This is a genomic window from Klebsiella sp. 1SOBk5mer, from assembly GCF_046603115.1.
GTDB lineage: Bacteria > Pseudomonadota > Gammaproteobacteria > Enterobacterales > Enterobacteriaceae > Klebsiella > Klebsiella quasipneumoniae.
Genome location: NZ_JBKIUU010000007.1, coordinates 137,928 through 161,057, shown reverse-complemented (window position 1 = coordinate 161,057; position 23,130 = coordinate 137,928). Strand labels below are relative to the sequence as shown.

21 protein-coding genes and 1 tRNA gene are annotated in these 23,130 nt (G+C 59.2%); 16 read left to right on the top strand and 6 right to left on the bottom strand.

Translation table 11 applies throughout. The features are described 5' to 3' along the window. Positions 1-212 precede the first annotated feature (212 nt). Positions 213-287 (bottom strand) — tRNA-Arg (locus ACLH1U_RS16840). Positions 288-376: 89 nt separating this feature from the next. Continuing rightward, positions 377-1,306, bottom strand: a complete 930-nt coding sequence (locus ACLH1U_RS16835; RefSeq protein ID WP_023290545.1) for a formate/nitrite transporter family protein — start codon at positions 1,304-1,306, stop codon at positions 377-379. A 289-nt stretch (positions 1,307-1,595) separates the two neighbouring features. On the opposite strand from ACLH1U_RS16835, the gene mlaA reads away from it, so the two are divergent. Further along, positions 1,596-2,357 (top strand): phospholipid-binding lipoprotein MlaA, encoded by a 762-nt coding sequence (gene mlaA, locus ACLH1U_RS16830; RefSeq protein WP_032453618.1) that lies wholly within the window; start codon positions 1,596-1,598, stop codon positions 2,355-2,357. Between the two features lie 58 nt (positions 2,358-2,415). On the opposite strand, the gene fadL is transcribed toward mlaA, so the two are convergent. Then, positions 2,416-3,738 (bottom strand): long-chain fatty acid transporter FadL, encoded by a 1,323-nt coding sequence (gene fadL, locus ACLH1U_RS16825; RefSeq protein ID WP_373638610.1) that lies wholly within the window; start codon positions 3,736-3,738, stop codon positions 2,416-2,418. Between the two features lie 373 nt (positions 3,739-4,111). Here fadL and ACLH1U_RS16820 point away from each other — a divergent pair, with 373 nt between their 5' ends. From ACLH1U_RS16820 to sixA, 4 genes are all read left to right on the top strand, one after another. Beyond that, positions 4,112-4,396, top strand: coding sequence for a YfcZ/YiiS family protein (locus tag ACLH1U_RS16820; protein ID WP_023290542.1), 285 nt, complete (start codon positions 4,112-4,114; stop codon positions 4,394-4,396). Between the two features lie 158 nt (positions 4,397-4,554). Next, positions 4,555-5,865, top strand: coding sequence for an acetyl-CoA C-acyltransferase FadI (fadI, locus tag ACLH1U_RS16815; RefSeq protein WP_048336257.1), 1,311 nt, complete (start codon positions 4,555-4,557; stop codon positions 5,863-5,865). After that, positions 5,865-8,009 carry a fatty acid oxidation complex subunit alpha FadJ gene (fadJ, locus tag ACLH1U_RS16810; protein WP_411299350.1) on the top strand — a complete coding sequence of 715 codons (2,145 nt, stop codon included), beginning with the start codon at positions 5,865-5,867 and terminating at the stop codon, positions 8,007-8,009. The genes fadI and fadJ overlap by 1 nt, the downstream gene beginning before the upstream one ends. A 209-nt stretch (positions 8,010-8,218) precedes the next feature. Then, a complete protein-coding gene (gene sixA / locus ACLH1U_RS16805; protein WP_004201794.1) occupies positions 8,219-8,704 on the top strand; it encodes a phosphohistidine phosphatase SixA in 486 nt (161 codons plus the stop codon). A gap of 18 nt (positions 8,705-8,722) precedes the next feature. On the opposite strand, the gene smrB is transcribed toward sixA, so the two are convergent. Next, positions 8,723-9,274: an endonuclease SmrB gene (smrB, locus tag ACLH1U_RS16800; protein WP_004201792.1), complete on the bottom strand. Its 552-nt coding sequence runs from the start codon at positions 9,272-9,274 to the stop codon at positions 8,723-8,725. Between the two features lie 167 nt (positions 9,275-9,441). On the opposite strand from smrB, the gene prmB reads away from it, so the two are divergent. The 6 genes from prmB to ACLH1U_RS16770 are packed head-to-tail and all read left to right on the top strand — an operon-like array spanning position 9,442 to position 13,999. Next, positions 9,442-10,374 (top strand): 50S ribosomal protein L3 N(5)-glutamine methyltransferase, encoded by a 933-nt coding sequence (gene prmB / locus ACLH1U_RS16795; protein WP_023290538.1) that lies wholly within the window; start codon positions 9,442-9,444, stop codon positions 10,372-10,374. A 42-nt stretch (positions 10,375-10,416) separates the two neighbouring features. Further along, on the top strand, positions 10,417-11,502 hold the full coding sequence (aroC, locus tag ACLH1U_RS16790) for a chorismate synthase (protein ID WP_023290537.1): 1,086 nt from the start codon (positions 10,417-10,419) through the stop codon (positions 11,500-11,502). A 2-nt stretch (positions 11,503-11,504) separates the two neighbouring features. After that, the gene (mepA, locus tag ACLH1U_RS16785) at positions 11,505-12,329 is read left to right on the top strand and encodes a penicillin-insensitive murein endopeptidase (RefSeq protein WP_023290536.1); all 825 of its coding nucleotides are present in this window, start codon (positions 11,505-11,507) and stop codon (positions 12,327-12,329) included. Continuing rightward, the gene (locus ACLH1U_RS16780) at positions 12,329-13,138 is read left to right on the top strand and encodes a sulfite exporter TauE/SafE family protein (protein ID WP_004201787.1); all 810 of its coding nucleotides are present in this window, start codon (positions 12,329-12,331) and stop codon (positions 13,136-13,138) included. The genes mepA and ACLH1U_RS16780 overlap by 1 nt, the downstream gene beginning before the upstream one ends. Beyond that, on the top strand, positions 13,138-13,686 hold the full coding sequence (locus tag ACLH1U_RS16775) for an elongation factor P hydroxylase (RefSeq protein WP_032453614.1): 549 nt from the start codon (positions 13,138-13,140) through the stop codon (positions 13,684-13,686). The genes ACLH1U_RS16780 and ACLH1U_RS16775 overlap by 1 nt, the downstream gene beginning before the upstream one ends. A 31-nt stretch (positions 13,687-13,717) precedes the next feature. Then, on the top strand, positions 13,718-13,999 hold the full coding sequence (locus ACLH1U_RS16770) for a YfcL family protein (RefSeq protein ID WP_023290534.1): 282 nt from the start codon (positions 13,718-13,720) through the stop codon (positions 13,997-13,999). Between the two features lie 159 nt (positions 14,000-14,158). On the opposite strand, the gene mnmC is transcribed toward ACLH1U_RS16770, so the two are convergent. After that, positions 14,159-16,147, bottom strand: coding sequence for a bifunctional tRNA (5-methylaminomethyl-2-thiouridine)(34)-methyltransferase MnmD/FAD-dependent 5-carboxymethylaminomethyl-2-thiouridine(34) oxidoreductase MnmC (gene mnmC, locus ACLH1U_RS16765; RefSeq protein WP_411299349.1), 1,989 nt, complete (start codon positions 16,145-16,147; stop codon positions 14,159-14,161). A gap of 158 nt (positions 16,148-16,305) precedes the next feature. On the opposite strand from mnmC, the gene fabB reads away from it, so the two are divergent. Both fabB and ACLH1U_RS16755 read left to right on the top strand, forming a co-directional pair. Further along, positions 16,306-17,526, top strand: a complete 1,221-nt coding sequence (gene fabB, locus ACLH1U_RS16760) for a beta-ketoacyl-ACP synthase I (RefSeq protein ID WP_002913291.1) — start codon at positions 16,306-16,308, stop codon at positions 17,524-17,526. A 209-nt stretch (positions 17,527-17,735) separates the two neighbouring features. Then, entirely contained in the window at positions 17,736-18,911 is a 1,176-nt protein-coding gene (locus ACLH1U_RS16755) for an MFS transporter (protein ID WP_072420956.1), read from the top strand. A gap of 86 nt (positions 18,912-18,997) precedes the next feature. Here ACLH1U_RS16755 and flk read toward each other — a convergent pair whose 3' ends face one another. After that, a complete protein-coding gene (flk, locus tag ACLH1U_RS16750) occupies positions 18,998-19,975 on the bottom strand; it encodes a flagella biosynthesis regulator Flk (RefSeq protein ID WP_085551270.1) in 978 nt (325 codons plus the stop codon). A gap of 110 nt (positions 19,976-20,085) precedes the next feature. On the opposite strand from flk, the gene pdxB reads away from it, so the two are divergent. The 3 genes from pdxB (at position 20,086) to truA (ending at position 23,111) form a co-directional block, all read left to right on the top strand. After that, positions 20,086-21,222 carry a 4-phosphoerythronate dehydrogenase PdxB gene (pdxB, locus tag ACLH1U_RS16745; protein ID WP_032453607.1) on the top strand — a complete coding sequence of 379 codons (1,137 nt, stop codon included), beginning with the start codon at positions 20,086-20,088 and terminating at the stop codon, positions 21,220-21,222. A gap of 63 nt (positions 21,223-21,285) precedes the next feature. Beyond that, positions 21,286-22,299 carry an aspartate-semialdehyde dehydrogenase gene (locus ACLH1U_RS16740; RefSeq protein WP_023290529.1) on the top strand — a complete coding sequence of 338 codons (1,014 nt, stop codon included), beginning with the start codon at positions 21,286-21,288 and terminating at the stop codon, positions 22,297-22,299. Further along, the gene (truA, locus tag ACLH1U_RS16735; RefSeq protein ID WP_032453605.1) at positions 22,299-23,111 is read left to right on the top strand and encodes a tRNA pseudouridine(38-40) synthase TruA; all 813 of its coding nucleotides are present in this window, start codon (positions 22,299-22,301) and stop codon (positions 23,109-23,111) included. Before ACLH1U_RS16740 ends, truA begins: the two co-directional genes overlap by 1 nt. Positions 23,112-23,130: the final 19 nt, after the last annotated feature.

The following is a 23,130-nucleotide window of genomic DNA, read 5'->3' as shown; positions in this document are numbered from 1 at the left end:
TCATTTTAGTCGCAAAATTATAACTGGTGTTTTCATCTTTTTAAAAAGAGGAATGGCGCCACGGGTTTTATATCTATAAATAAATCACTTTGTGCGTTAACAGGAAGGGGGCATTGATGATCAGGTCGGTACCACCTTGAGTAGACAGTCTACAGGAGCTGCAGAAAAACCATCAAAAGTCGGCGTGGATCCGACATAAAGCAGGAGGGTTATGGTGTCCCCTGCAGGAATCGAACCTGCAACTAGCCCTTAGGAGGGGCTCGTTATATCCATTTAACTAAGGGGACAAGGCGGCACGAGTATAGCGTTTTTCGCCCGCCTGAGTAAGAGCTATACCGTCTGACTGCTTAAACCCTCGCCATTCTAAGCGCTTTTTTTATGCCCGGTCGGCATTTTTGGCTTTTGCAGCGGCCTGCGCGCGGGCTTCCGCTTTTCGCTTGTTGCTCATGTCGTTACGGATCTGCGCATGGCTCAGCAGTGCGAAGATGAAGGTCCCGCCGCAGATATTACCCGCCAGCGTCGGCAGGGCGAAAGGCCAGATGAAGTCGCTCCAGGGCAGGCTTCCATTAAACACCAGATAGAGGATCTCCACCGAGCCCACCACGATATGGGTGGTATCCGCCAGGGCGATAAGCCAGGTCATCAGAATGATCACTACGATCTTGGCGGCGCCGGCGAGGGGAAACATCCAGACCATGGTGGCGACCAGCCAGCCGGAAATAATCGCATTGGCGAACATCTCCGTCGGGCTGTTTTTCATCACATCTTCGGCGATGCTGACGAAGGCCTGGCGGGTCGGCTCATCAAAAACAGGCATATAATTGAAGGCCCATGCGGCCACCGCGGTGCCGATGAGATTGCCCGCCAGCACCACAGACCATAGCCGCATGAGTAAACCGACGTTTCCGGGGGTGGGATTGTGCATCACCGGCAGTACGGCGGTGACCGTATTTTCCGTGAACAGCTGCTGGCGGGCCATAATCACGATAATAAAGCCGAAGGTATATCCGAGGTTCTCGAGTAAAAACCCTCCCGGGATCCCTTCCAGCTTGACGTGAAAAATCCCTTTCGCCAGCAACGAGGCGCCCATCGACAGACCGGCCGCAATCGCAGACCACAGCAGGGCCAGCGCATCGCGCTCCATCTCTTTTTCCCCTTCCTGACGAATATGTTCATGGATCGCCATCGCCCGCGAGGGAAGACGGTCTTCATCCACTTCTATCTCCTCCCCGCGCTGCTTTTCTTCACTTTCGACCTCACGTTCGTCGTCCGCTGGCTTTAATTTGTTATCATCAAGTTCATCCATTTCGTGGCCCTCGCTATCACTCTGTATAGTAATAGCGTAGCGGCTTTACCTGGCATCTGGCTGGGCATACTCTGAAATCGCAAAAATGGTAACGTCAGATTTTTGTCGCTCCGCTAGAATAGGAGCCCCGCGATCTCGTTATTCCCAGGCTATGATCAAATCAACAACTTGGGTGATATAGACATCGTTCAACGTGCTGTTACAATCGCTCACATCTGTACGGGCGGAAACGTTGTCTTTCCGTCATGGATGGCAACTCGCGATAGCCATAAAAACCAGGGAGACATCTATGAATTATCGCCTGTCGGCGCTTGCGCTTGGCGCCACATTGCTGGTGGGATGTGCCAGTTCCAGCTCTGGCGATCGGCCGCAGGGGCGCTCAGACCCGTTAGAAGGGTTTAACCGCACGATGTTTGACTTCAACTTTAACGTGGTTGATCCTTACGTGCTTCGTCCCGTCGCGGTGGCATGGCGTGATTATGTTCCGCAGCCGGCGCGCAATGGCTTAAGCAACTTCACCAGCAACCTGGAAGAGCCGGCGGTGATGGTGAACTCCTTCCTGCAGGGCGACCCGTATAAAGGTATGGTCCACTTTACCCGCTTCTTCCTGAACACCATCCTCGGGATGGGGGGTCTGATCGATGTCGCCGGGATGGCTAATCCGCAGCTGCAGCGCGTTGAACCGCATCGTTTCGGCAGTACGCTCGGCCACTATGGCGTCGGCTATGGTCCGTATGTGCAACTGCCATTCTACGGCAGCTTTACCCTGCGTGACGAAGGCGGCGATATGGCCGATGGCCTCTATCCGGTGCTCTCCTGGCTGACCTGGCCGATGTCGATCGGCAAATGGGCGGTAGAAGGGATTGAGACACGCGCTCAGCTGCTGGATTCCGACGGCCTGCTGCGTCAGTCTTCCGATCCTTACATTCTGGTGCGTGAGGCTTACTTCCAGCGTCATGACTTTATCGCCAACGGCGGTAAGCTGACCCCGGCGGACAATCCGAACGCCCAGGCCATTCAGGATGAACTGAAAGATATCGATTCACAGTAATCTGCGAATAAAAAAAGGGTGAACATGATGTTCACCCTTTTTTGTTGCGCGCTGCTTATCAGAAGCGGTAGTTGAAGTTGGCGCCGTACAGCCAGGCGGTCCCTTCGGAGCGGAAGGTATACGGGCCTTCCTTGATTTCCACATGCTGCCCGTGCATATAGGAAATCCCGACGTCAACCGACGCATCCTTGTTGAACGCGTAGGTGGTACCCGCGCTCAGCCACAGGCGATCCTGGTCCGGAATGGAAATGGAGCGATTGTTGGCCGGTACCGGGCTGTCGTCGAAGGCGATACCGGTGCGGAAGGTCCAGTTATCGTCGTAATAATAGGTCGTCCCCAGCGCTACGCGGTAGGCGTCCTTAAAGCCTTCCTCTTTATAGAACAGCGTCTGGCCGTTGCTGCCGGTGGCTTTCAGCTCCTGGAACTGGCTCCAGCTGGTGTAGGTCAGACTGTAGTGGACCGCCCACTGCGGCGCCACGCGGTTATAGCCCGACAGTTCCCACATTTCCGGCAGGTTAAGGGTCAGTGAACCGCCGGTGGTCTGGCCGTTAGTACCCGCCGGCAGACCGAAGTTGCCAAGGATCTGGTTATAGGCCGCTGGCAGACTGCTGCGATAGTTACCGTCGAAATCGATCTTGACCTCGGAACGGTAGGTTAAACCGTAGCGGTTGTTCTTATCCAGCTCATAGAGGATACCGGCGTTCCAGCCAAAGCCCCACGCATTGCCGTTAAGATGGGCGATCTGCGTGTCGGCTGGGATCTGCGCCACCTGGCCTGCCAGCGCCGGCGGCAGCGCGCCAGAGCCAGCGACAATCTGGCCCAGATCGCCTGCATAGCGCTCGATCTTCGCCTTAGCGTAGACCGCATCGAAACCTAAGCCAAAGCTCCAGTTGCTGTCGAGGCGATAGGCGCCGCTCAGGTTGAAGTTAGCCGTAGTCAGGTCGGTTTTACCGCCCATGCTGCCGGCCGCATAATCATCGTTATACTCTGTTGCCAGGCCGTAGTTGGAGGTGATGGACGCCCCCCAGCCGAACTGATCGTTAATCGGCGCGACAAAGTGGAAGTTGGGTACCCACGCCGTCGGGGCGATATTGTCCGCATTCAGGCTTTTGCCGGTGGGGGAAGTCCCGGAGACATTGACGCCCGGGTCGACAAAAACGGCGCCCGCCGACATAGTCGGACGGTCAAACATCATAATTAATGCCGGGTTACGACTGGCATTGCCTGCATCGTCTGCGATAGCCCCTTCACCGGAATAGGCCCGACCCAGCCCTGATGAAGAGAATTCGTTGAGCTGGAAGCCTGCTGACCAGGCCTGGGTGGAAACAAGTGCGACAGCCACTGCAAGGGCAGATTGGGTAAAGCGGGTTTTCTGGCTCATGCCCATAACCTCATTGAGTTATTTTTTTTTAAACTATGTTACATGCCGTAACAGAAGCGCGGAAGTGTAGGGTCTGCGGTACAACAGAGAAATCAGACCAGTGCGCTGAGTATAGGTCTGACCAGATGAGTTGTTGCAAGTTTGTTTATGAAGTTTTTCAATTGTGATAACAGAAACGCGATCCAGCTGGCAAAATTGTCGGGGGGAAGGCGACGGAGAAAAGGTGATTTTTGTTTTAGATCATTTTTAAGTGTGATTTCTGTCACTTAACGCCGTGATAGCGATTCTCGGCTGGAGGCAAACCGGAGGGCGGGCGTAAAATAGGCACATTAATTGTCTGGCACCGCAGGTGCATATCCAGAGGAAATCTACGATGAGTAAATGTAGCGCTGATGAAACCCCGGTTTGCTGCTGTATGGATGTTGGGACCATTGTCGACAACACCGACTGCACCGCCTCATACAGCCGCGTATTCGCCAACCGTGCGGAAGCAGAGCAAATGCTCGCCGCGCTGAGCGAAAAAGCCCGCAGTGTGGAATCTGAACCGTGCAAAATTAATCCCGTCTTCGCCGACGTTGACGGCGGCGTAAAGCTGGATATCGATTTTGTGTTTAGCTGTGAAGCCGAATCCCTCATCTTCCAGCTGGGTCTGCGTTAATCCCTCCGCTTAGCGCCCCGTGAAAGGGGCGTTATCTTTTCTGTTCAATGTGTTTTGGCTCGCAATTTTTCGCTTCCCCGATTGGCTTAATGTAAAAAATTAGTTAACAATGCTATCAGGTCAGACCACTTGGTTGTCTTGGTTAACAGGGGAGAGTTATGAGTCAGGCATTACCGCTTATCACCCGTCAGGGCGATCGCATTGCCATTGTCACAGGGTTACGCACGCCGTTTGCGCGTCAGGCGACGGCATTTCATGGCGTTCCTGCCGTTGATTTAGGAAAAATGGTGGTTGGCGAAATGCTGGCGCGCAGCGACATTCCTGTGGAAGCCATTGAGCAACTGGTCTTCGGTCAGGTCGTGCAGATGCCGGAGGCGCCGAATATCGCCCGGGAAATTGTGCTCGGTACCGGAATGAGCGTGCACACCGACGCCTACAGCGTCAGTCGCGCCTGCGCCACCAGCTTCCAGGCCGTGGCGAATGTCGCTGAAAGCCTGATGGCCGGCACCATCCGCGCCGGTATCGCCGGCGGTGCCGATTCCTCCTCTGTGCTGCCTGTCGGCGTCAGCAAAACGCTGGCCCGCGCGCTGGTAGATGCGAACAAAGCCCGCACGCTGAGCCAGAAACTGAAGCTGTTTTCCCGCCTGCGGCCGCGCGACCTGCTACCGGTCCCCCCGGCGGTGGCGGAATATTCAACCGGCTTACGGATGGGCGATACCGCCGAACAGATGGCGAAAAGCTGGGGGATCAGCCGGGAACAACAGGATGCGCTGGCGCATCGTTCACATCAGCTGGCGGCTAAAGCCTGGGAAGAGGGAAAGTTGTCCGCGGAGGTGATGACCGCCTATGCGCCCCCCTTCCGCCAGCCGCTGGAACAGGACAACAACATCCGTAAAAATTCAACCCTCGCAGATTACCAAAAGTTACGCCCGGCCTTCGACCGTAAACATGGCACCGTTACCGCCGCCAACAGCACGCCGCTGACGGATGGCGCGGCGGCGGTGATCCTGATGACCGAGTCGCGGGCCAAAGAGCTGGGTCTGACGCCGCTGGGTTATCTGCGCAGCTATGCCTTTACCGCCATCGACGTCTGGCAGGATATGCTGCTGGGGCCCGCATGGTCCACGCCGCTGGCGCTGGAGCGCGCTGGCCTGACGCTGGCGGATCTCACGCTTATCGATATGCATGAAGCTTTCGCCGCGCAGACGCTGGCTAATCTTCAGTGTCTGGCAAGCGACCGCTTTGCCCGCGAGGTGCTGGGCCGCGCGCAGGCCACCGGTGAGGTGGATGAGAGTAAATTTAACGTCCTCGGCGGCTCTATCGCCTACGGTCATCCCTTTGCCGCCACCGGCGCGCGGATGATCACCCAGACGCTGCATGAGCTGCGGCGACGGGGAGGGGGATTTGGTCTGGTGACGGCCTGCGCGGCAGGCGGTCTGGGCGCGGCGATGATTGTGGAGGCTGAATAATGGATACGGTTTCCGCTTTTAAGCTTGAGGTACGTGCGGACAACATCGCGGTGATTACCATCGATGCCCCGGGTGAAAAAATGAATACCCTGAAGGCCGAGTTCGGCAATCAGGTGCGGGGACTGATACGCCAGATACGCGACGATAAGTCGGTGCGCGGCGTGGTATTTATCTCCGCCAAAGCCGATAACTTTATCGCCGGCGCAGATATCAACATGATTGCCCGCTGCCGCAGCGCGCAGGAGGCGGAAGCGCTGGCCCGCCAGGGGCAGCAGATTATGGCCGAGATCCATGGCTTGTCGATTCCGGTCATTGCCGCCATCCATGGCGCTTGTCTGGGCGGCGGACTGGAGCTGGCGCTGGCCTGCCATGGCCGCATTTGTAGCGATGACGAAAAAACCCGACTCGGGTTGCCGGAGGTACAGCTTGGCCTGCTGCCGGGTTCCGGCGGGACGCAGCGTTTACCGCGGCTGATCGGCGTCAGCACGGCGCTGGATATGATGCTCACCGGCAGGCAGTTACGGCCGCGCCAGGCGCTGAAGGCCGGTCTGGTGGACGAGGTGGTGCCGCAGACAATTTTACTGCAGGCGGCGGTGGAGCTGGCGCTGAAGGGGCGCCCGGCCAGCCGCGAGGTGCCTGTTCGCGAACGCGTGCTGGCGGGCCCCCTGGGTCGCCATCTGTTATTCCAGTACGTCGGCAAGCAAACGCAGCGCAAGACCCAGGGCAACTACCCGGCGGTGAAGCGAATTTTGCAGGTCGTCGAGAATGGTCTGGCCCATGGCTGCAGCAGCGGTTACGCCGAAGAGGCCCGCGCGTTTGGCGAACTGGCGATGACCCCGCAGTCGCAGGCGCTGCGATCGATCTTCTTTGCCAGTACCGATCTGAAAAAAGACCGTGGCGCCGAGGCGGAACCCGCTCCGCTGAGAAGCGTTGCCGTCCTGGGCGGCGGCCTGATGGGCGGGGGGATCGCCTATGTGACTGCCTGTAAAGGCGGACTGCCGGTGCGAATCAAAGATATTCAGCCGGGCGGGATCAACCACGCCTTAAAGTACAGCTGGGATCTGCTGAACAAACAGGTTCGCCAGCGTCGACTGCGCCCCAGCGAGCGCGATCGTCAACTGGCGCTGATCACAGGCACTACCGACTATCAGGGCTTTACCCATCGCGACGTGGTGATTGAGGCGGTATTCGAGGACCTGGCGCTGAAACAGCGGATGGTCAGTGAAGTGGAGCAAAACGGCGGGCCGCAGACTATCTTTGCCTCGAATACCTCGTCGTTACCGATAGGCGATATAGCCGCCCATGCCAGCCACCCTGAGCGGGTGATCGGCCTGCACTTTTTCAGTCCGGTGGAGAAAATGCCGCTGGTTGAGGTGATCCCGCATAAGGGAACCGATCCGCAGACCATCGCCACGGTGGTGCAACTGGCTAAACGTCAGGGGAAAACGCCGATCGTGGTGGCGGACAAAGCGGGCTTCTATGTGAACCGCATCCTCGCGCCTTATATAAATGAAGCGATGCGCCTGCTGGTGGAGGGAGAACCGGTTGAGGTGATTGATAAGGCGCTGGTGAAATTCGGCTTCCCGGTGGGACCGATTCAACTGCTGGATGAAGTGGGTATCGATACCGGCACCAAAATTATTCCCGTGCTGGAGAATGCCTTTGGAGAGCGTTTCAGCCCGCCTGCAAACATCATTGACGCGATTTTGAAGGACGATCGCAAAGGTAGAAAAAATAATCGTGGTTTCTATCTTTATGAGACAAAAGGGCGTAAAAGCAAAAAACGGCCCGACCCGGCAGTCTATCCGCTGCTGGGCATCGACTGCCCCCAGTCGCGGTTGTCCGCGCAGCAGGTGGCGGAGCGCTGTGTGATGATGATGCTTAACGAGGCGGCGCGCTGCTTTGATGAGCAGATTATCCGTAGCGCGCGCGATGGTGATATCGGCGCCGTATTTGGTATAGGGTTTCCGCCATTTCTTGGCGGCCCGTTCCGGTATATGGATACTATCGGCGCGGGTGAAGTTGCCGCGATCCTGCAGCGCCTGGCCGCCCAGTACGGCCCACGTTTTACACCCTGTGACACTTTATTACGCATGGCCGAACAGGGGACCACCTTTTGGCCAGCGGATGAACGGATGACCTAAGTTATGGTCAAAGAAGGTAAATCCGGCTGCGGATGACGCTGTTGATTGGCTGTTTTGTAAACAATCATTGACTATACTTACGCCATTGAGGTAAAAAACAGCGTTTCATTCGTTGAATGGATCAGGCACAATGCCCGGCCACCGGGTCACCTGCGTATTGTCTTCGCAGGCCAAACTACGGTGCTTCTGGTTAACAAAAGCGGTGCAATATGCAAGTTTTTATTATGCGTCACGGCGACGCTGCCCTCGATGCAGCCAGCGACTCGGTTCGTCCATTAACCGTATGCGGTTGTGATGAGTCTCGTCAGATGGCAACCTGGCTGAAAGGTCAAAAAGTGGATATTGAGCGCGTTCTTGTCAGTCCCTATCTGCGTGCGGAACAGACGCTGGATATTGTTGGGGAGTGCATGAACCTGCCGAAACATGTCGACGTGATGCCGGAACTCACGCCGTGCGGCGATGTGGGAATGGTGAGCGCCTATCTGCAGGCGCTGGCAAATGAAGGCGTGGCGACGGCGCTGGTCGTCTCCCACCTGCCGCTGGTGGGGTACCTGGTCTCAGAGCTGTGCCCGGGGGAAACGCCCCCGATGTTCACCACCTCGGCTATCGCCTGCGTTAATCTGGACGCCGACGGCAAGGGTGAATACCTCTGGCAGAAAAGCCCCTGCAATCTCAAGATGGCCAACGCCATCTGACGACCCCGGAGCTCGCCGTCAAGGCAGCTCCGGCGGTTGCCACTCCTCGACCTCAATCAGAATCAGCAGTGCGGCGTCACCGCCGTACTCTTTTGGCGCCTGATGAAAAGCCATGATGTGCGGATGCTGCGCCAGCCACAGCGGGGTTTGCTGTTTGAGAATGTGCTTACCGTGCCCGTGCATCACGCAGGCGCAAAACACATGCTCGCGGCGGCAGGCGGCAATCAGCGCGCCCAGTTCCTGTTTGGCCTGCTGCTGGGTGAGCCCATGCAGATCGAGAAACAGTTCCGGCGAATAATCCCCACGGCGCAGCTTTTTCAGCTCAAAATGGCTGACGTCGGCGCGGACATATTTTGTCGAGCCTTCGGTATTCAGTAACGGCTGAAACTCATCGGAAAAATAGTGGCTGTTGTCGGCCTGTTCCTGCAGCAGACGCTTAGGGGCAACCTCGGTGATTTTCTTGCGCTGCGGGCGGTGAACGATGGTGTCCTGTTTGATCTTCCGCGTGCCGGTCATCAGCTGACGGAACAGCGCCTGATCCTCCTCGCTAAGCGATGTCTTCTTTTTCATTGTCCGCTCTCATTAATACTTTGCGCTAGTTTACCCGACTCAATATCCCTTCGGGCAAGGAAAACCTGTTTTTTCCCCCGCCACCCCACGCAAGAATGCTGATTTATCGCCGTCTTCATGGCACACTAGCCGCCGAATTTATAGCAGAGTGTGCCCTGGAGGATGTCGTGGATAAAATTTTTGTTGATGAGGCAGTCAATGAGCTGCATACCATTCAGGACATGCTGCGCTGGGCGGTAAGCCGTTTCAGCGCTGCTAATATCTGGTACGGCCACGGGACTGATAACCCATGGGACGAGGCGGTACAGCTGGTGCTGCCTTCGCTGTATCTGCCGCTGGATATTCCGGAAGATATGCGCACTGCGCGCCTGACCTCCAGCGAGAAACACCGCATTGTAGAGCGGGTGATTCGCCGCGTGAACGAGCGTATTCCCGTCGCCTATCTGACCAACAAAGCGTGGTTCTGCGGCCATGAGTTTTACGTCGATGAGCGAGTGCTGGTGCCGCGCTCCCCGATCGGCGAACTGATCAATAACCAGTTTGCTGGGCTGATTACCCATAAGCCGCAGCATATCCTTGATATGTGCACCGGCAGCGGCTGCATCGCCATTGCCTGCGCCTATGCCTTCCCGGAAGCCGAAGTCGACGCCGTGGATATCTCCCCGGACGCGCTGGCCGTCGCCGAGCACAATGTGGAATCCCATGGCCTGATCCATCACGTGACGCCGATCCGTTCCGACCTGTTCCGCGACCTGCCGAAGCTACAATACGATCTGATCGTCACTAATCCGCCGTATGTCGATGAAGAGGACATGGCCGATCTGCCGGAAGAGTATGAGCATGAGCCGGTTCTGGGTCTGGCCTCCGGAAGCGATGGCCTGAAGCTGACGCGCCGCATCCTCGGCAATGCGCCGGATTATCTCAGCGACGACGGGATTCTGATTTGTGAAGTCGGTAACAGCATGGTACATCTGATGGAGCAGTATCCGGACGTGCCGTTTACCTGGCTTGAGTTTGATAACGGCGGCGACGGCGTCTTTATGCTGACCAAACAGCAGCTGATTGACGCTCGCGCGCACTTCGGTATTTATAAAGACTAAAAAAAACAACACGCCAACATAACGACAAAGAATGGAGCCGTGATGGCAGGAAATACAATTGGACAACTCTTTCGCGTCACCACCTTCGGCGAGTCGCACGGCCTGGCGCTGGGCTGCATCGTTGACGGCGTGCCGCCGGGCATTCCGCTGACCGAAGCCGATCTGCAGCACGACCTCGATCGTCGTCGCCCGGGTACCTCGCGTTACACCACGCAGCGTCGCGAGCCGGATCAGGTCAAAATCCTCTCCGGCGTCTTCGAAGGCGTCACCACCGGGACCAGTATCGGGCTGCTGATTGAGAACACCGATCAGCGCTCGCAGGATTACGGCGCGATCAAAGATCTGTTCCGTCCTGGCCATGCGGATTACACCTACGAACAAAAGTATGGTCTGCGCGACTATCGCGGCGGCGGTCGCTCCTCCGCCCGCGAAACCGCGATGCGCGTGGCGGCCGGGGCGATTGCCAAAAAATTCCTCGCCGCGAAGTTCGGCATCGTCATTCGCGGCTGCCTGACGCAGATGGGCGACATTCCGCTGGCTATTAAAGACTGGGATCAGGTTGAACAGAATCCTTTCTTCTGCCCGGACCCGGAGAAAATCGACGCTCTCGATGAACTGATGCGCGGTCTGAAAAAAGAGGGCGACTCCATTGGCGCCAAAGTGACCGTCGTCGCCGACGGCGTACCGCCGGGCCTTGGCGAGCCGGTCTTTGACCGCCTTGACGCCGATATCGCCCACGCGCTGATGAGCATCAACGCCGTGAAAGGCGTGGAGATTGGCGACGGTTTCGACGTGGTGAAGCTGCGCGGCAGCGAAAACCGCGATGAGATCACCAAAACCGGATTCCAGAGCAACCACGCCGGCGGCATTCTTGGCGGCATCAGCAGCGGTCAGCAGATCGTTGCCAACATCGCGCTGAAGCCGACCTCCAGTATTACCGTTCCCGGTCATACCATTAACCGCTTTGGCGAAGAGGTGGAGATGATCACCAAAGGGCGTCACGATCCGTGCGTCGGCATACGCGCCGTACCGATCGCTGAGGCGATGCTGGCGATTGTCTTAATGGATCACTTTATGCGTCAGCGCGCGCAGAATGGCGACGTGACGACGACAATTCCACGCTGGTAACCATGAAAAACACCGTTATCGCCCTGCTGGCGCTGCTGGCCAGCGCCGGCAGCCTGGCCGCCACGCCATGGCAGAAGATATCCCAGCCAATCGGCGGCAGCGCGCAGTCGATTGGCGCGTTCTCCAATGGCTGTATCGTTGGCGCCGAGGCGCTGCCGCTGAACGCCGCCGGCTATCAGGTGATGCGTACCGATCAGCGTCGCTACTTCGGTCATCCGGATCTGGTTCAGTTTATTCAGCGCCTGAGCAATCAGGTGCACAATAAAGGCATGGGGACCGTGCTGATTGGCGACATGGGGATGCCGGCAGGCGGCCGCTTTAACGGCGGCCACGCCAGCCATCAGACGGGCCTCGATGTCGATATCTTCCTCCAGCTGCCGCAGACGCGCTGGACTTCGTCCCAGTTGCTGAAGCCGCAGGCCCTGGATCTGGTCGCCAGCGATGGCAAACGCGTGGTGCCGTCGCTGTGGAGTCCGCAAATCAGCCAGCTGATCAAGCTGGCGGCGGAAGATAGCGAAGTGACCCGCATCTTCGTCAACCCGGCGATTAAACAGCAGCTGTGTCTGGATGCGGGCAACGACCGCCAGTGGCTGCGCAAAGTTCGTCCCTGGTTCCAGCATCGCGCCCATATGCACGTCCGTCTGCGCTGCCCGGCGGGCAGCCTGGAGTGCGAAGATCAGGCGCCGCCGCCGGCCGGCGATGGCTGCGGTGCGGAGCTGCAGAGCTGGTTCGAACCACCTAAACCCGGGTCTACCCCACCTGTGAAGAAGACGCCGCCGCCGTTGCCGCCTTCCTGTCAGGCGCTACTGGATGAGCATGTGCTGTAATGGATAGTTTTATCGAGTTGTTTTCCGTATCGCCGCTGGTGCTGGTGGTGCTTTTCTTTGTCGCCATCCTGGCCGGTTTTATTGACTCACTGGCCGGGGGCGGGGGCTTACTGACAGTGCCGGCGCTAATGGCCGCCGGTATGCCGCCGGCCCAGGCGCTGGCGACCAATAAGCTGCAGGCCTGCGGCGGATCGCTGTCGGCGACCCTCTATTTTGTCCGCCGCAAGGTGGTCAATCTCGCCGATCAGAAGCTGAATATTCTGATGACTTTTATCGGTTCAACCGCCGGCGCGCTGCTGGTCCAGCACGTGCAGTCCGATATTCTTAAGCAGATCCTGCCGTTGCTGGTGATCGGCATCGGTCTCTATTTTCTGCTGATGCCGAAACTGGGCGAAGCGGACCGACAGCGTCGGCTCTACGGCCTGCCGTTTGCGCTGGTCGCCGGCGGCAGCGTCGGGTTTTACGATGGCTTTTTCGGCCCCGGCGCCGGTTCGTTTTATGCGCTGGCGTTTGTCACCCTGGCCGGGTTTAACCTGGCGAAGTCGACGGCCCACGCCAAACTGCTCAACGCCACCTCGAACGTCGGCGGCCTGCTGCTGTTTATTATCGGCGGAAAGGTTATCTGGGCCACCGGCTTTGTGATGATGGCCGGCCAGTTTATTGGCGCCCGCGCCGGCTCCCGGCTGGTGCTGAGCAAAGGGCAATCGCTGATCCGACCGATGATCGTTATCGTTTCGGCGGTGATGAGCGCGAAACTTCTCTACGACAGCCACGGGGCTGAGATTTTGCAGTGGTTGGGAATTCATTAATGCAACAGCAACACCATTATCAGCAGCTTATTGACCTCTTCGACAGCTGCTTTGCCGCAGATTTTAATACTCGCCTGGTGAAAGGCGACGATGAGCCGATTTACCTCCCGGCGGACGATGACACGCCATATCACCGTATCGTCTTCGCGCACGGTTTTTTTGCCAGCGCTCTGCACGAGATCTCCCACTGGTGCATCGCCGGCAAAGCCCGCCGCGAGCTGGTGGATTTTGGCTACTGGTACTGTCCGGACGGCCGCGATGCGATGACCCAAAGCCAGTTTGAGGACGTGGAGGTGAAACCTCAGGCCCTGGAGTGGCTGTTCTGCGTGGCGGCGGGATTTCCGTTTAACGTCAGCTGCGACAATCTGGAAGGTGACGTTGAACCCGATCGCATCGCCTTTCAGCGCCGGGTACATGCCCGGGTGATGACTCTGCTTGAGCAAGGGATCCCCGAACGTCCGGCGCGTCTTATTCGCGCATTACAACACTATTATCAAACGCCGCCATTGACGGCAGAACACTTTCCGTGGCCGGAAGACCTGCACTAAGGCCACACATTACATGACAAGAGGTAAGATGATGATCGCGGAGTTTGAATCACGCATTCTGGCGCTGATTGACAACATGGTAGACCACGCCAGTGATGATGAACTGTTTGCCGGCGGTTATCTGCGCGGCCACCTGACGCTGGCGGTGGCTGAGCTGGAAGGTGAGGGCGAACATTCAGCGGAAGCGGTACACAGCAAAGTCAGCCATAGCCTGGAGAAAGCCATCGGCGCTGGCGAACTGTCGCCGCCGGACCAAATTCTGGTGCAGGGCATGTGGGAAAACCTGTATCAGCAGGCGAAAAATCAGGCCTGATCCATGATGTAGGTCGGATAAGCGTAGCGCCATCCGACACGCTAACGGCGCAACCAGGATTTACCCTGTTTGCGCTGTGCTTCGCCGGGCTACCGTGTTGGTCGCCCGGATGAGGCCGGGAATGTCGCGCTTCCCAGGGATTTTTCTCCCCTTGCGCTGTTACTTCACCGCTTTTCCCTTCAGCAGTTTTCTCACCCATAGCCGATTCGGATTCAGCGCCGCCAGGGTGCCGCTATCCAGCGGCAGCGGTTCAGCGCTCATCTGCGCCGCCAGCAGCTCAGCGCTTAACGGCGCGGTGCAAATGCCTCGCGATCCGAGGGCGCCAAGCATAAACAGGTTATGAAAGACCGGCGCGCTACCGGCGTTATCCTGCCGTTCGTGGAGGCTGGCGTATTGCGTCAATGTCGCCGCATAGTCCGGCACGTTGCCGACCATCGGCAGATGATCGCGGGTGGCGCAGCGCACGCCGCAGCGGGCGTCACTGGCGCTAATATCCACGTCCTGCGGCCACTCCGCGCCCGGGAAGCAGTCGATCAGCCGTTGCCGGTTGTGCTGCTGATCTTCTTCGCTGAAGGTGGTGTCGGTTTTGCCGCGATGGTAGCTGGCGCCAATGCAGTGCTGCTGATTTTGCGGATTCTGCGGCGTCAGGTAGCCGTCGTAGCACAGCACCTGGCGCAGGGCGGAAAGCCGTGGGGTGGTGGGTATATGGCTTACCTGGCCGCCAACGGGGTAGACCGGCAACGGCGCGGTTTGCGCAAAATCCGATATGCGGTGGCCGTTGGCCAGCACGACCGCCTGATGATAGCGCTGCTGGTTGAGCAGCCAGCCATCGCCCTCCGCGCTCAACGTCTCGACCTGATAACCATAATGCACGTGCAGTCCGCGAGTCGCCGCCAGCGCCAGCAGCTCGGCGGTGAGCTGCTGCGGGCACAGCCAACCGCCGGCCGGATAGGTTATGCCGCCGCAGCCGGTCTCGACGCCGGTCAGCTCTGCGGTCTGCTCCGCCGTCACCGCGCAGGCGATATCAGGGGGCAGCTCCAGGGCCAGCATCTGATTGATTTTGTGTGCGCTTTTTTCATCCCAGCCAAGCTGGGTGACCCCGCACCATTGATGATCGAACAGCACCGGCAGCGCGTCGTAGGTGCGGCGGGCGAAGGTAAAGGCGGCTGGGAAAAAGCGCGCCAGCGCCGGATCGTGCTGGCTTAACAGCGGGTAGAGCGCGCCCTGGCGATTACCGGAGGCGCCCTGCGCCGGGGCGTCGTCCGCACAGTAAAGGGTCACCTGCCAGCCGCGACGCAGCAGCGCCAGGGAGAGCAGGGCGCTGGCGATACCGCCGCCGACGATGGCCGCCTCGCGGGCCTCGCTCCCGCGGCGGGCGAACCAGGGCGCGCGCGCCGGAAAGGTCAGCGTTTGCGCCATCTCGCCGGTCAGCATCTCACGTTTGCGGCCGAAGCCTTTGGTTTTACGCAGGGTGAACCCGGCTTCCTGCAGGCCGCGGCGGACAAAACCGGCGGAGGTAAAAGTGGCCAGCGTCCCGCCGGGACGCGCCAGGCGCGCCATGGCATTGAACAGATCCTGGGTCCACATGTCGGGATTTTTCGCCGGGGCAAAGCCGTCGAGAAACCAGGCGTCCACCTGCTGATTCAGCGAATCATCCAGCTCTCTGGTCAGCTCGTTGATATCGCCAAACCACAGATCGAGCGTGACCCGTCCGCCGTCGAGCAGCAGACGATGGCATCCGGCGAAGGCCGAAGGCCACTGCGCCTGCAGCTGTTCCGCCCATGGGGCCAGCTCTGGCCAGCGCTGGTGCGCCAGGCGGAGATCTTCCGCCTTCAGCGGATATTTCTCAAAACTGATGAAATGTAACCTTTGCAGGGTAACGTCCGGGTTATCGCGAACAAAAACGTCAAACGCCTGCCAGAGGGTGAGGAAATTGAGCCCGGTGCCGAAGCCGCTCTCCGCGACGATCAACAGCGGGCGAGGGTGGCTGGAGAAGCGCTCCGGCAGATGATTTCCGCCGAGAAAGACGTAGCGTGTCTCTTCCAGACCGTTGTCATTGGAAAAGTAAACATCGTCAAAATCTCGGGAAACAGGTGTACCCTCAGCATTGAATTCCAGGTTGGCGGGTTGTATAGCGTTTTGTTTCACGTAAGTTACTCGAATCACAAGGCGTAGCGCGATCTTAGCGATGTGTGCCTGAGGGCGCAAATTTATACACAAAATGTCTGATCGGACTTGTTCGGCGTACAAGTGTACGCTATCGTGCGACACGAAACTTAAAATAGTGCGACTTACAGAGGTATTTAATGAAACGTGCAGTGATTACTGGCTTGGGCATCGTTTCCAGCATCGGTAATAACCAGCAGGAAGTCCTGGCATCTCTGCGTGAAGGACGTTCAGGGATCACTTTCTCTCAGGAGCTGAAAGATTCAGGGATGCGCAGCCACGTATGGGGCAACGTCAAACTGGATACCACTGGCCTCATTGACCGCAAAGTAGTGCGCTTCATGAGCGACGCCTCCATCTATGCTTACCTGTCCATGGAACAGGCCGTTGCCGACGCAGGTCTGGCGCCGGAAGCATACCAGAATAACCCGCGTGTCGGCCTGATCGCAGGCTCCGGCGGCGGCTCCCCGAAATTCCAGGTCTTCGGCGCCGATGCCATGCGCAGCCCGCGTGGTCTGAAAGCCGTGGGTCCGTATGTGGTCACCAAAGCGATGGCTTCCGGCGTTTCCGCCTGCCTCGCCACGCCGTTTAAAATCCACGGCGTTAACTACTCCATCAGCTCCGCCTGCGCCACTTCCGCACACTGCATCGGTAACGCGGTAGAGCAGATCCAGCTGGGCAAACAGGATATCGTCTTTGCCGGCGGCGGCGAAGAGCTGTGCTGGGAAATGGCCTGCGAGTTCGACGCCATGGGCGCGCTGTCCACCAAATACAACGACACGCCGGAAAAAGCCTCCCGCACCTATGACGCCAACCGTGACGGCTTCGTTATCGCCGGCGGCGGCGGTATGGTCGTGGTGGAAGAGCTGGAACACGCCCTGGCGCGTGGCGCGCACATCTATGCGGAAATCGTCGGTTACGGCGCAACCTCCGATGGCGCAGACATGGTAGCCCCATCCGGTGAAGGCGCAGTGCGCTGCATGCAGATGGCGATGCACGGCGTTGATACCCCGATCGACTACCTGAACTCCCACGGTACTTCCACGCCGGTCGGCGACGTGAAAGAGCTGGGCGCGATCCGCGAAGTGTTCGGCGACAACAGCCCGGCTATCTCGGCGACCAAAGCAATGACCGGTCACTCGCTGGGCGCTGCTGGCGTGCAGGAAGCTATCTACTCCCTGCTGATGCTGGAGCACGGCTTTATCGCGCCGAGCATCAACGTCGAAGAGCTGGACGAGCAGGCTGCCGGCCTGAACATCGTCACCAAACCGACTGACGCTAAGCTGACCACCGTGATGTCCAACAGCTTCGGTTTTGGCGGCACCAACGCCACGCTGGTGATGCGTAAATACAACGCCTAATCGGCACGCGATGCACTGAGGGGAGCCACCGGCTCCCCTTTTTTGTCATCTTGACAGGGTAAGAGCCCGCAGGCACACTGCTGGCGGATCCATTAGTCTCTCCACTAATGCGTAAGCGTTTAACGTCAACCAACGCGCCTTAACCCTGATAGTCAGGTGGAGGGGGCGTGTCGCTTTGCTCGCCTTACTCTGCGAATCTGGAGTAATGCATGTCCGCAGTCACTGAAACAACATCTCATTCATCCGCGAATTTGTCGCTTTTTCGCATTACGCTCGCCGTCTTTTTGACCTATATGACCGTCGGTTTGCCGCTGCCGGTGATCCCGCTGTTTGTCCATCAGGAGCTGGGATTGGGTAACACCATGGTCGGCGTAGCGGTGGGGATCCAGTTCCTCGCCACCGTTCTTACCCGCGGCTACGCCGGGCGCCTGGCAGACCAGTACGGCGCCAAACGCTCCGTCCTGCAAGGGATGCTGGCCTGCGCCCTGGCCGGCGCGGCCTGGCTGGCCGCTGCGCTGCTGCCGCTGCCGGTGTTCGCGAAGCTGGGCCTGTTGCTGCTGGGCCGCCTGATCCTCGGGTTTGGCGAAAGCCAGCTGCTGACCGGCAACCTGAGCTGGGGGATGGGGCTGGTGGGGCCGGCCCGCTCCGGCAAAGTGATGTCATGGAACGGCATGGCGATGTACGGCTCGCTGGCGGTGGGCGCCCCGCTGGGATTGTTAATTTACAGCCACTTTGGCGTGGCGGTCCTGGCCTGCGTCACCATGGGACTACCGCTTGTCGCCTTGCTCATCAACGGCACGGTGCGCAAAGTGGCGGCGCACGGCGGTGAGCGGCCTTCACTGTGGAGCGTCATCGGCATGATCTGGCGGCCGGGTATTGGCCTGGGCCTGCAGGGCGTCGGTTTTGCGGTGATCGGCACCTTCGTTTCTCTCTATTTTGCCAGCCAGAACTGGCCGATGGCCGGATTTACCCTGACGGCGTTTGGCGGCGCCTTTGTGCTGATGCGGGTGCTGTTTGGCTGGATGCCGGATCGGTTTGGCGGCGTTAAAGTGGCGATGGTCTCGCTGCTGATAGAGGCGGTCGGTCTGACGCTGCTGGGGCTGGCGCCCGGCGTCTGGGTGGCGCTGGCCGGCGCGGCGCTGACCGGATGCGGCTGTTCGCTTATTTTCCCCTCGCTTGGCGTGGAGGTGGTGAAGCGCGTCCCGGCGCAGGTGCGCGGCACTGCGCTCGGCGGCTATGCGGCCTTTCAGGATATCTCTTATGGCCTGACCGGGCCGCTGACCGGTCTGCTGGCCACTTCGCTGGGCTACTCGTCGGTATTCCTTGCCGGCGCCCTCTGCGCGGCGCTGGGGATCCTCGTCACCCTCATCTCATTTCGCCGCTAGGTTGTTGTCAGACCAGAAACCGCCGTAGTAAACACTGCGGCGTTTGGCATCAAAGGGTGCCGTGAACGCCGCCAGTGCCTGCTGGGCTACAGCAGGAGCCACAGCACCAGGAGCAGGACAACCGCGCCCAGCGCCAGCTGCCAAGGCTTAGCGGCCCATGTCCGCCGGGTCGCGGGCTCCTCCTGCGGGATCGCCAGCGTCTCCTGGGCGCGGGCTACCCGCAGCACAAACACCTTATTCAGCAGCGCCAGGATCTGCGCCGGGCTCAGCGTGGTCTGCGGCGTCACCTGCCAGTTGCGACGGGCAAAGTCGACAATCTTCTGCCACTCCGCGGCCTCCAGCGGCTGCTTGAGCGCCCCCTGCAGCGAGGTAAGCGTGGGCGCGCTTTGCGCGCTGAGCGTCTGCCGCGCCTGCAGCCAGTACGAAAGCGGCGTGAAGTGCGTCGCCGGGATCAGCTCCCCGGACTTGACGCCGCAAAGTTCCAGCATGGACTGCCAAATCAGTTTGCTTGGTTCGCCGGTGGCGGCCGCCAGCTTAGTCACCAGCTGATTGAGCGTGTTGTGCTCGGCCGGCAGCAGTGGACGAAGGGTCGGCGGGCGCTGCTGCGGCTGCGGGATCGACAGCTGACCACGCTGCAGCAGATGCAGAATGTTCTCCAGTTGCGACTGGCTGAGGGCATGCAGCGCCGTTTGCCCATAATGCTGACGAATATAATCGCTCACCGCCTGGCGGTTATTGCCCTGGCCGAGCAGATCGCTGAGCTGCGCCAGGGTCTGGCGATGATGATGATTGTCCTGCGCGGCGGTCAGACGCTGGTTGAGACTGGCCTCGGCGGCGCTGAAATGGCGGGCCAGCAGGGGCGTGTCGCCTTTCAGTCCGAGGTCATGTTTGACGCAGGCCCACACTTCCGCATTCTGCTGCGAGGTCAGCGCCACCAGGCGCGTGATCAGTCGCTCCAGGACGGTGCGTTGCTGCATGGAAAGCGAAGGTTCGCCGGTGGCGGCAGTGCCTGATGGGCCTCGCCCTGGAGGACGGTCTGGCATATCTGCAAGGGGGTGCGTCATGATTCATCCTTTCGATATCGCGGTGCTGGAACCAGGTGATGAGTATGCCTGGCGGCCAGATTATGGCACACTTCCCCGGTTAACTCTCGTTCTCAGACAGGTACTGAACTGTGAAAATCCTCGTTGATGAAAATATGCCCTATGCCCGTGAGCTTTTTAGCCGTTTAGGCGACGTGCAGGCGATCCCGGGCCGCCCGGTCCCGGCCGATGCCCTGACCGATGCGGATGCCTTAATGGTGCGCTCGGTCACCCGGGTCAATGAAGCATTGCTTGCCGGCAAGGCCATCAGGTTCGTCGGCACCGCGACCGCAGGCACCGATCATGTCGATCAGGCGTGGCTGCAGCAGGCGGGGATTGGTTTCTCCGCGGCGCCAGGCTGTAACGCCATTGCGGTGGTGGAGTATGTCTTTTCATCGCTGCTGATGCTGGCCGAACGTGACGGCTTCGCACTGCGCGATCGCACCGTCGGGATTGTCGGCGTCGGTAACGTCGGCGGGCGGCTGCAAAAGCGTCTGGAGGCGCTGGGCATCAAAACTCTGCTCTGCGATCCGCCGCGCGCTGACCGCGGCGACGAAGGCGACTTCCGCTCCCTTGACGATCTGGTCCAGCAGGCCGATGTCCTCACCTTCCATACCCCGCTGTATAAAGAAGGACAATATAAAACGTTGCATCTGGCGGATGAGGCGCTGATTAGCCGCCTGAAGCCCGGAACGATTTTGATCAACGCCTGCCGCGGGCCGGTGGTGGATAACGCCGCGTTGCTGAAACGCCTGGAAGCCGGTCAGTCCCTGAGCGTGGTGCTGGACGTTTGGGAGCCGGAGCCGGATCTCAACATAGCGCTTCTCAAGCGGGTGGATATCGGCACGGCGCATATCGCCGGCTACACCCTTGAAGGGAAGGCGCGCGGGACGACGCAGGTATTCGAAGCCTATAGCGCCTTTATCGGTCATCCGCAGCAGGTGGCGCTGGACACCCTGCTGCCGGCCCCGGAGTTTGGCCGCATCACCCTGCATGGCCCGCTCGATCAGCCGACGCTGAAAAGACTGGTTCATTTGGTGTATGATGTGCGCCGCGATGATGCGCCGCTGCGGAAGGTGGCGGGCGTCGCCGGTGAATTCGACAAGCTGCGTAAAAATTATCAGGAACGTCGCGAATGGTCTTCGCTGTACGTGCAGTGCAGCGATGAGCAGGCGGCGACGCTGTTGCGCCAGCTCGGTTTTAACGCCGTGCATCATCCTGTTCGTTAATGTCTTCTTAATGCCCCTGCCGGATACTCCGGCAGGGCCGCTTTATTTCTGGAGTAAACCACCATGTCTGAAGGCTGGAATATTGCCGTACTGGGCGCAACGGGCGCCGTAGGCGAAGCCCTGCTCGAAACTCTCGCTGAACGCCAGTTCCCGGTGGGGGAGATTTTTGCTCTGGCGCGCAATGAAAGCGCGGGCGAACATCTGCGTTTTGGTGGCAAGTCGGTGATCGTCAAGGACGCCGCCGAGTTTGACTGGACCCAGGCCCAGCTGGCTTTCTTTGCCGCAGGCGTCGAAGCCAGCGCAGCGTATGTCGAAGATGCGACAAACGCCGGATGTCTGGTTATCGATCTCAGCGGCCTGTTTGCGCTGGAGCCGGACGTACCGCTGGTGGTGCCGGACGTGAACCCGTTCGTGTTAGGCGATTACCGCAACCGCAATCTGATTGCGGTGCCCAATAGTCTGACCAGCCAGCTGCTGACGGCGCTGAAGCCGCTTATCGATCAGGGTGGACTGTCGCGCATTAGCGTCACTAACCTGCTCTCCGCCTCAGGGCAGGGGAAAAAAGCGGTGGATGCGCTGGCAGGGCAGAGCGCCAAGCTGCTGAACGGCATCCCCATCGATGAAGACGATTTCTTTGGCCGCCAGCTGGCCTTCAACATGCTGCCGCTGCTGCCGGATCGTGAAGGTAGCGTGCGAGAAGAGCGCCGTATCGTCGATGAAGCGCGCAAAATTCTTCAGGATGACGGGCTGATGATCTCCGCCAGCGTCGTCCAGTCGCCGGTCTTCTACGGCCATGCGCAGATGGTGAACTTTGAAGCGATGCGTCCGCTGGCGGCGGAAGAGGCGCGTGACGCCTTTACCCGCGGCGAGGAGATCGAACTTTCTGAAGAGGGCGAATTCCCCACTCAGGTTGGCGACGCCTCCGGCAACGCCCGTCTCTCCATCGGCTGCGTGCATAATGATTACGGCATGCCGGAGCAGGTCCAGTTCTGGTCGGTGGCGGATAACGTCCGCTTCGGCGGCGCGCTGATGGCGGTGAAGATCGCCGAGAAGCTGATTGAGGAGTACCTGTACTGATGTCTGAGATGGAGCAACAGCCGGTCTGTAAAATCGCGCTGGGCATCGAGTACGACGGTAGCAAATATTACGGCTGGCAGCGGCAAAACGAAGTACGCAGCGTGCAGGAGAAGCTGGAAAAGGCGCTCTCGCAGGTGGCGAACGAACCCATTACCGTCTTTTGCGCTGGCCGCACCGACGCCGGTGTCCATGGCACCGGCCAGGTGGTGCATTTCGAAACCCGGGCGCAGCGTAAAGATGCCGCCTGGACGCTGGGGGTAAATGCGAATTTACCTGGTGACATCGCGGTGCGTTGGGTCAAACATGTCCCGGCGGATTTTCACGCCCGGTTCAGCGCCACGGCGCGCCGCTATCGTTACGTCATCTATAATCATCGCCTGCGTCCGGCGGTATTAAGTCAGGGCGTCACGCATTTTCACCAGCCGCTCGACGCCGCGCGCATGCAGCGTGCCGCACAGTGTCTGCTGGGGGAGAATGACTTTACCTCGTTTCGCGCGGTGCAGTGCCAGTCGCGTACCCCGTGGCGCAACGTAATGCACATTAACGTTACCCGCTACGGCGCTTATGTGGTGGTGGATATCAAAGCGAATGCCTTTGTACATCATATGGTCAGGAATATTGTGGGCAGCCTGATGGAAATCGGGGCCGGAAACCAGCCGGAGAGCTGGATGGCAGAACTGCTGGCAGCAAAAGACAGGACGCTCGCTGCGGCAACGGCAAAAGCGGAAGGGTTGTATCTGGTGTCGGTGGATTACCCGGCCCATTATGATTTACCGGTGCTGCCAATGGGCCCGCTGTTTCTGGCGGACTAATAGGGTCATTAAGGGTAAA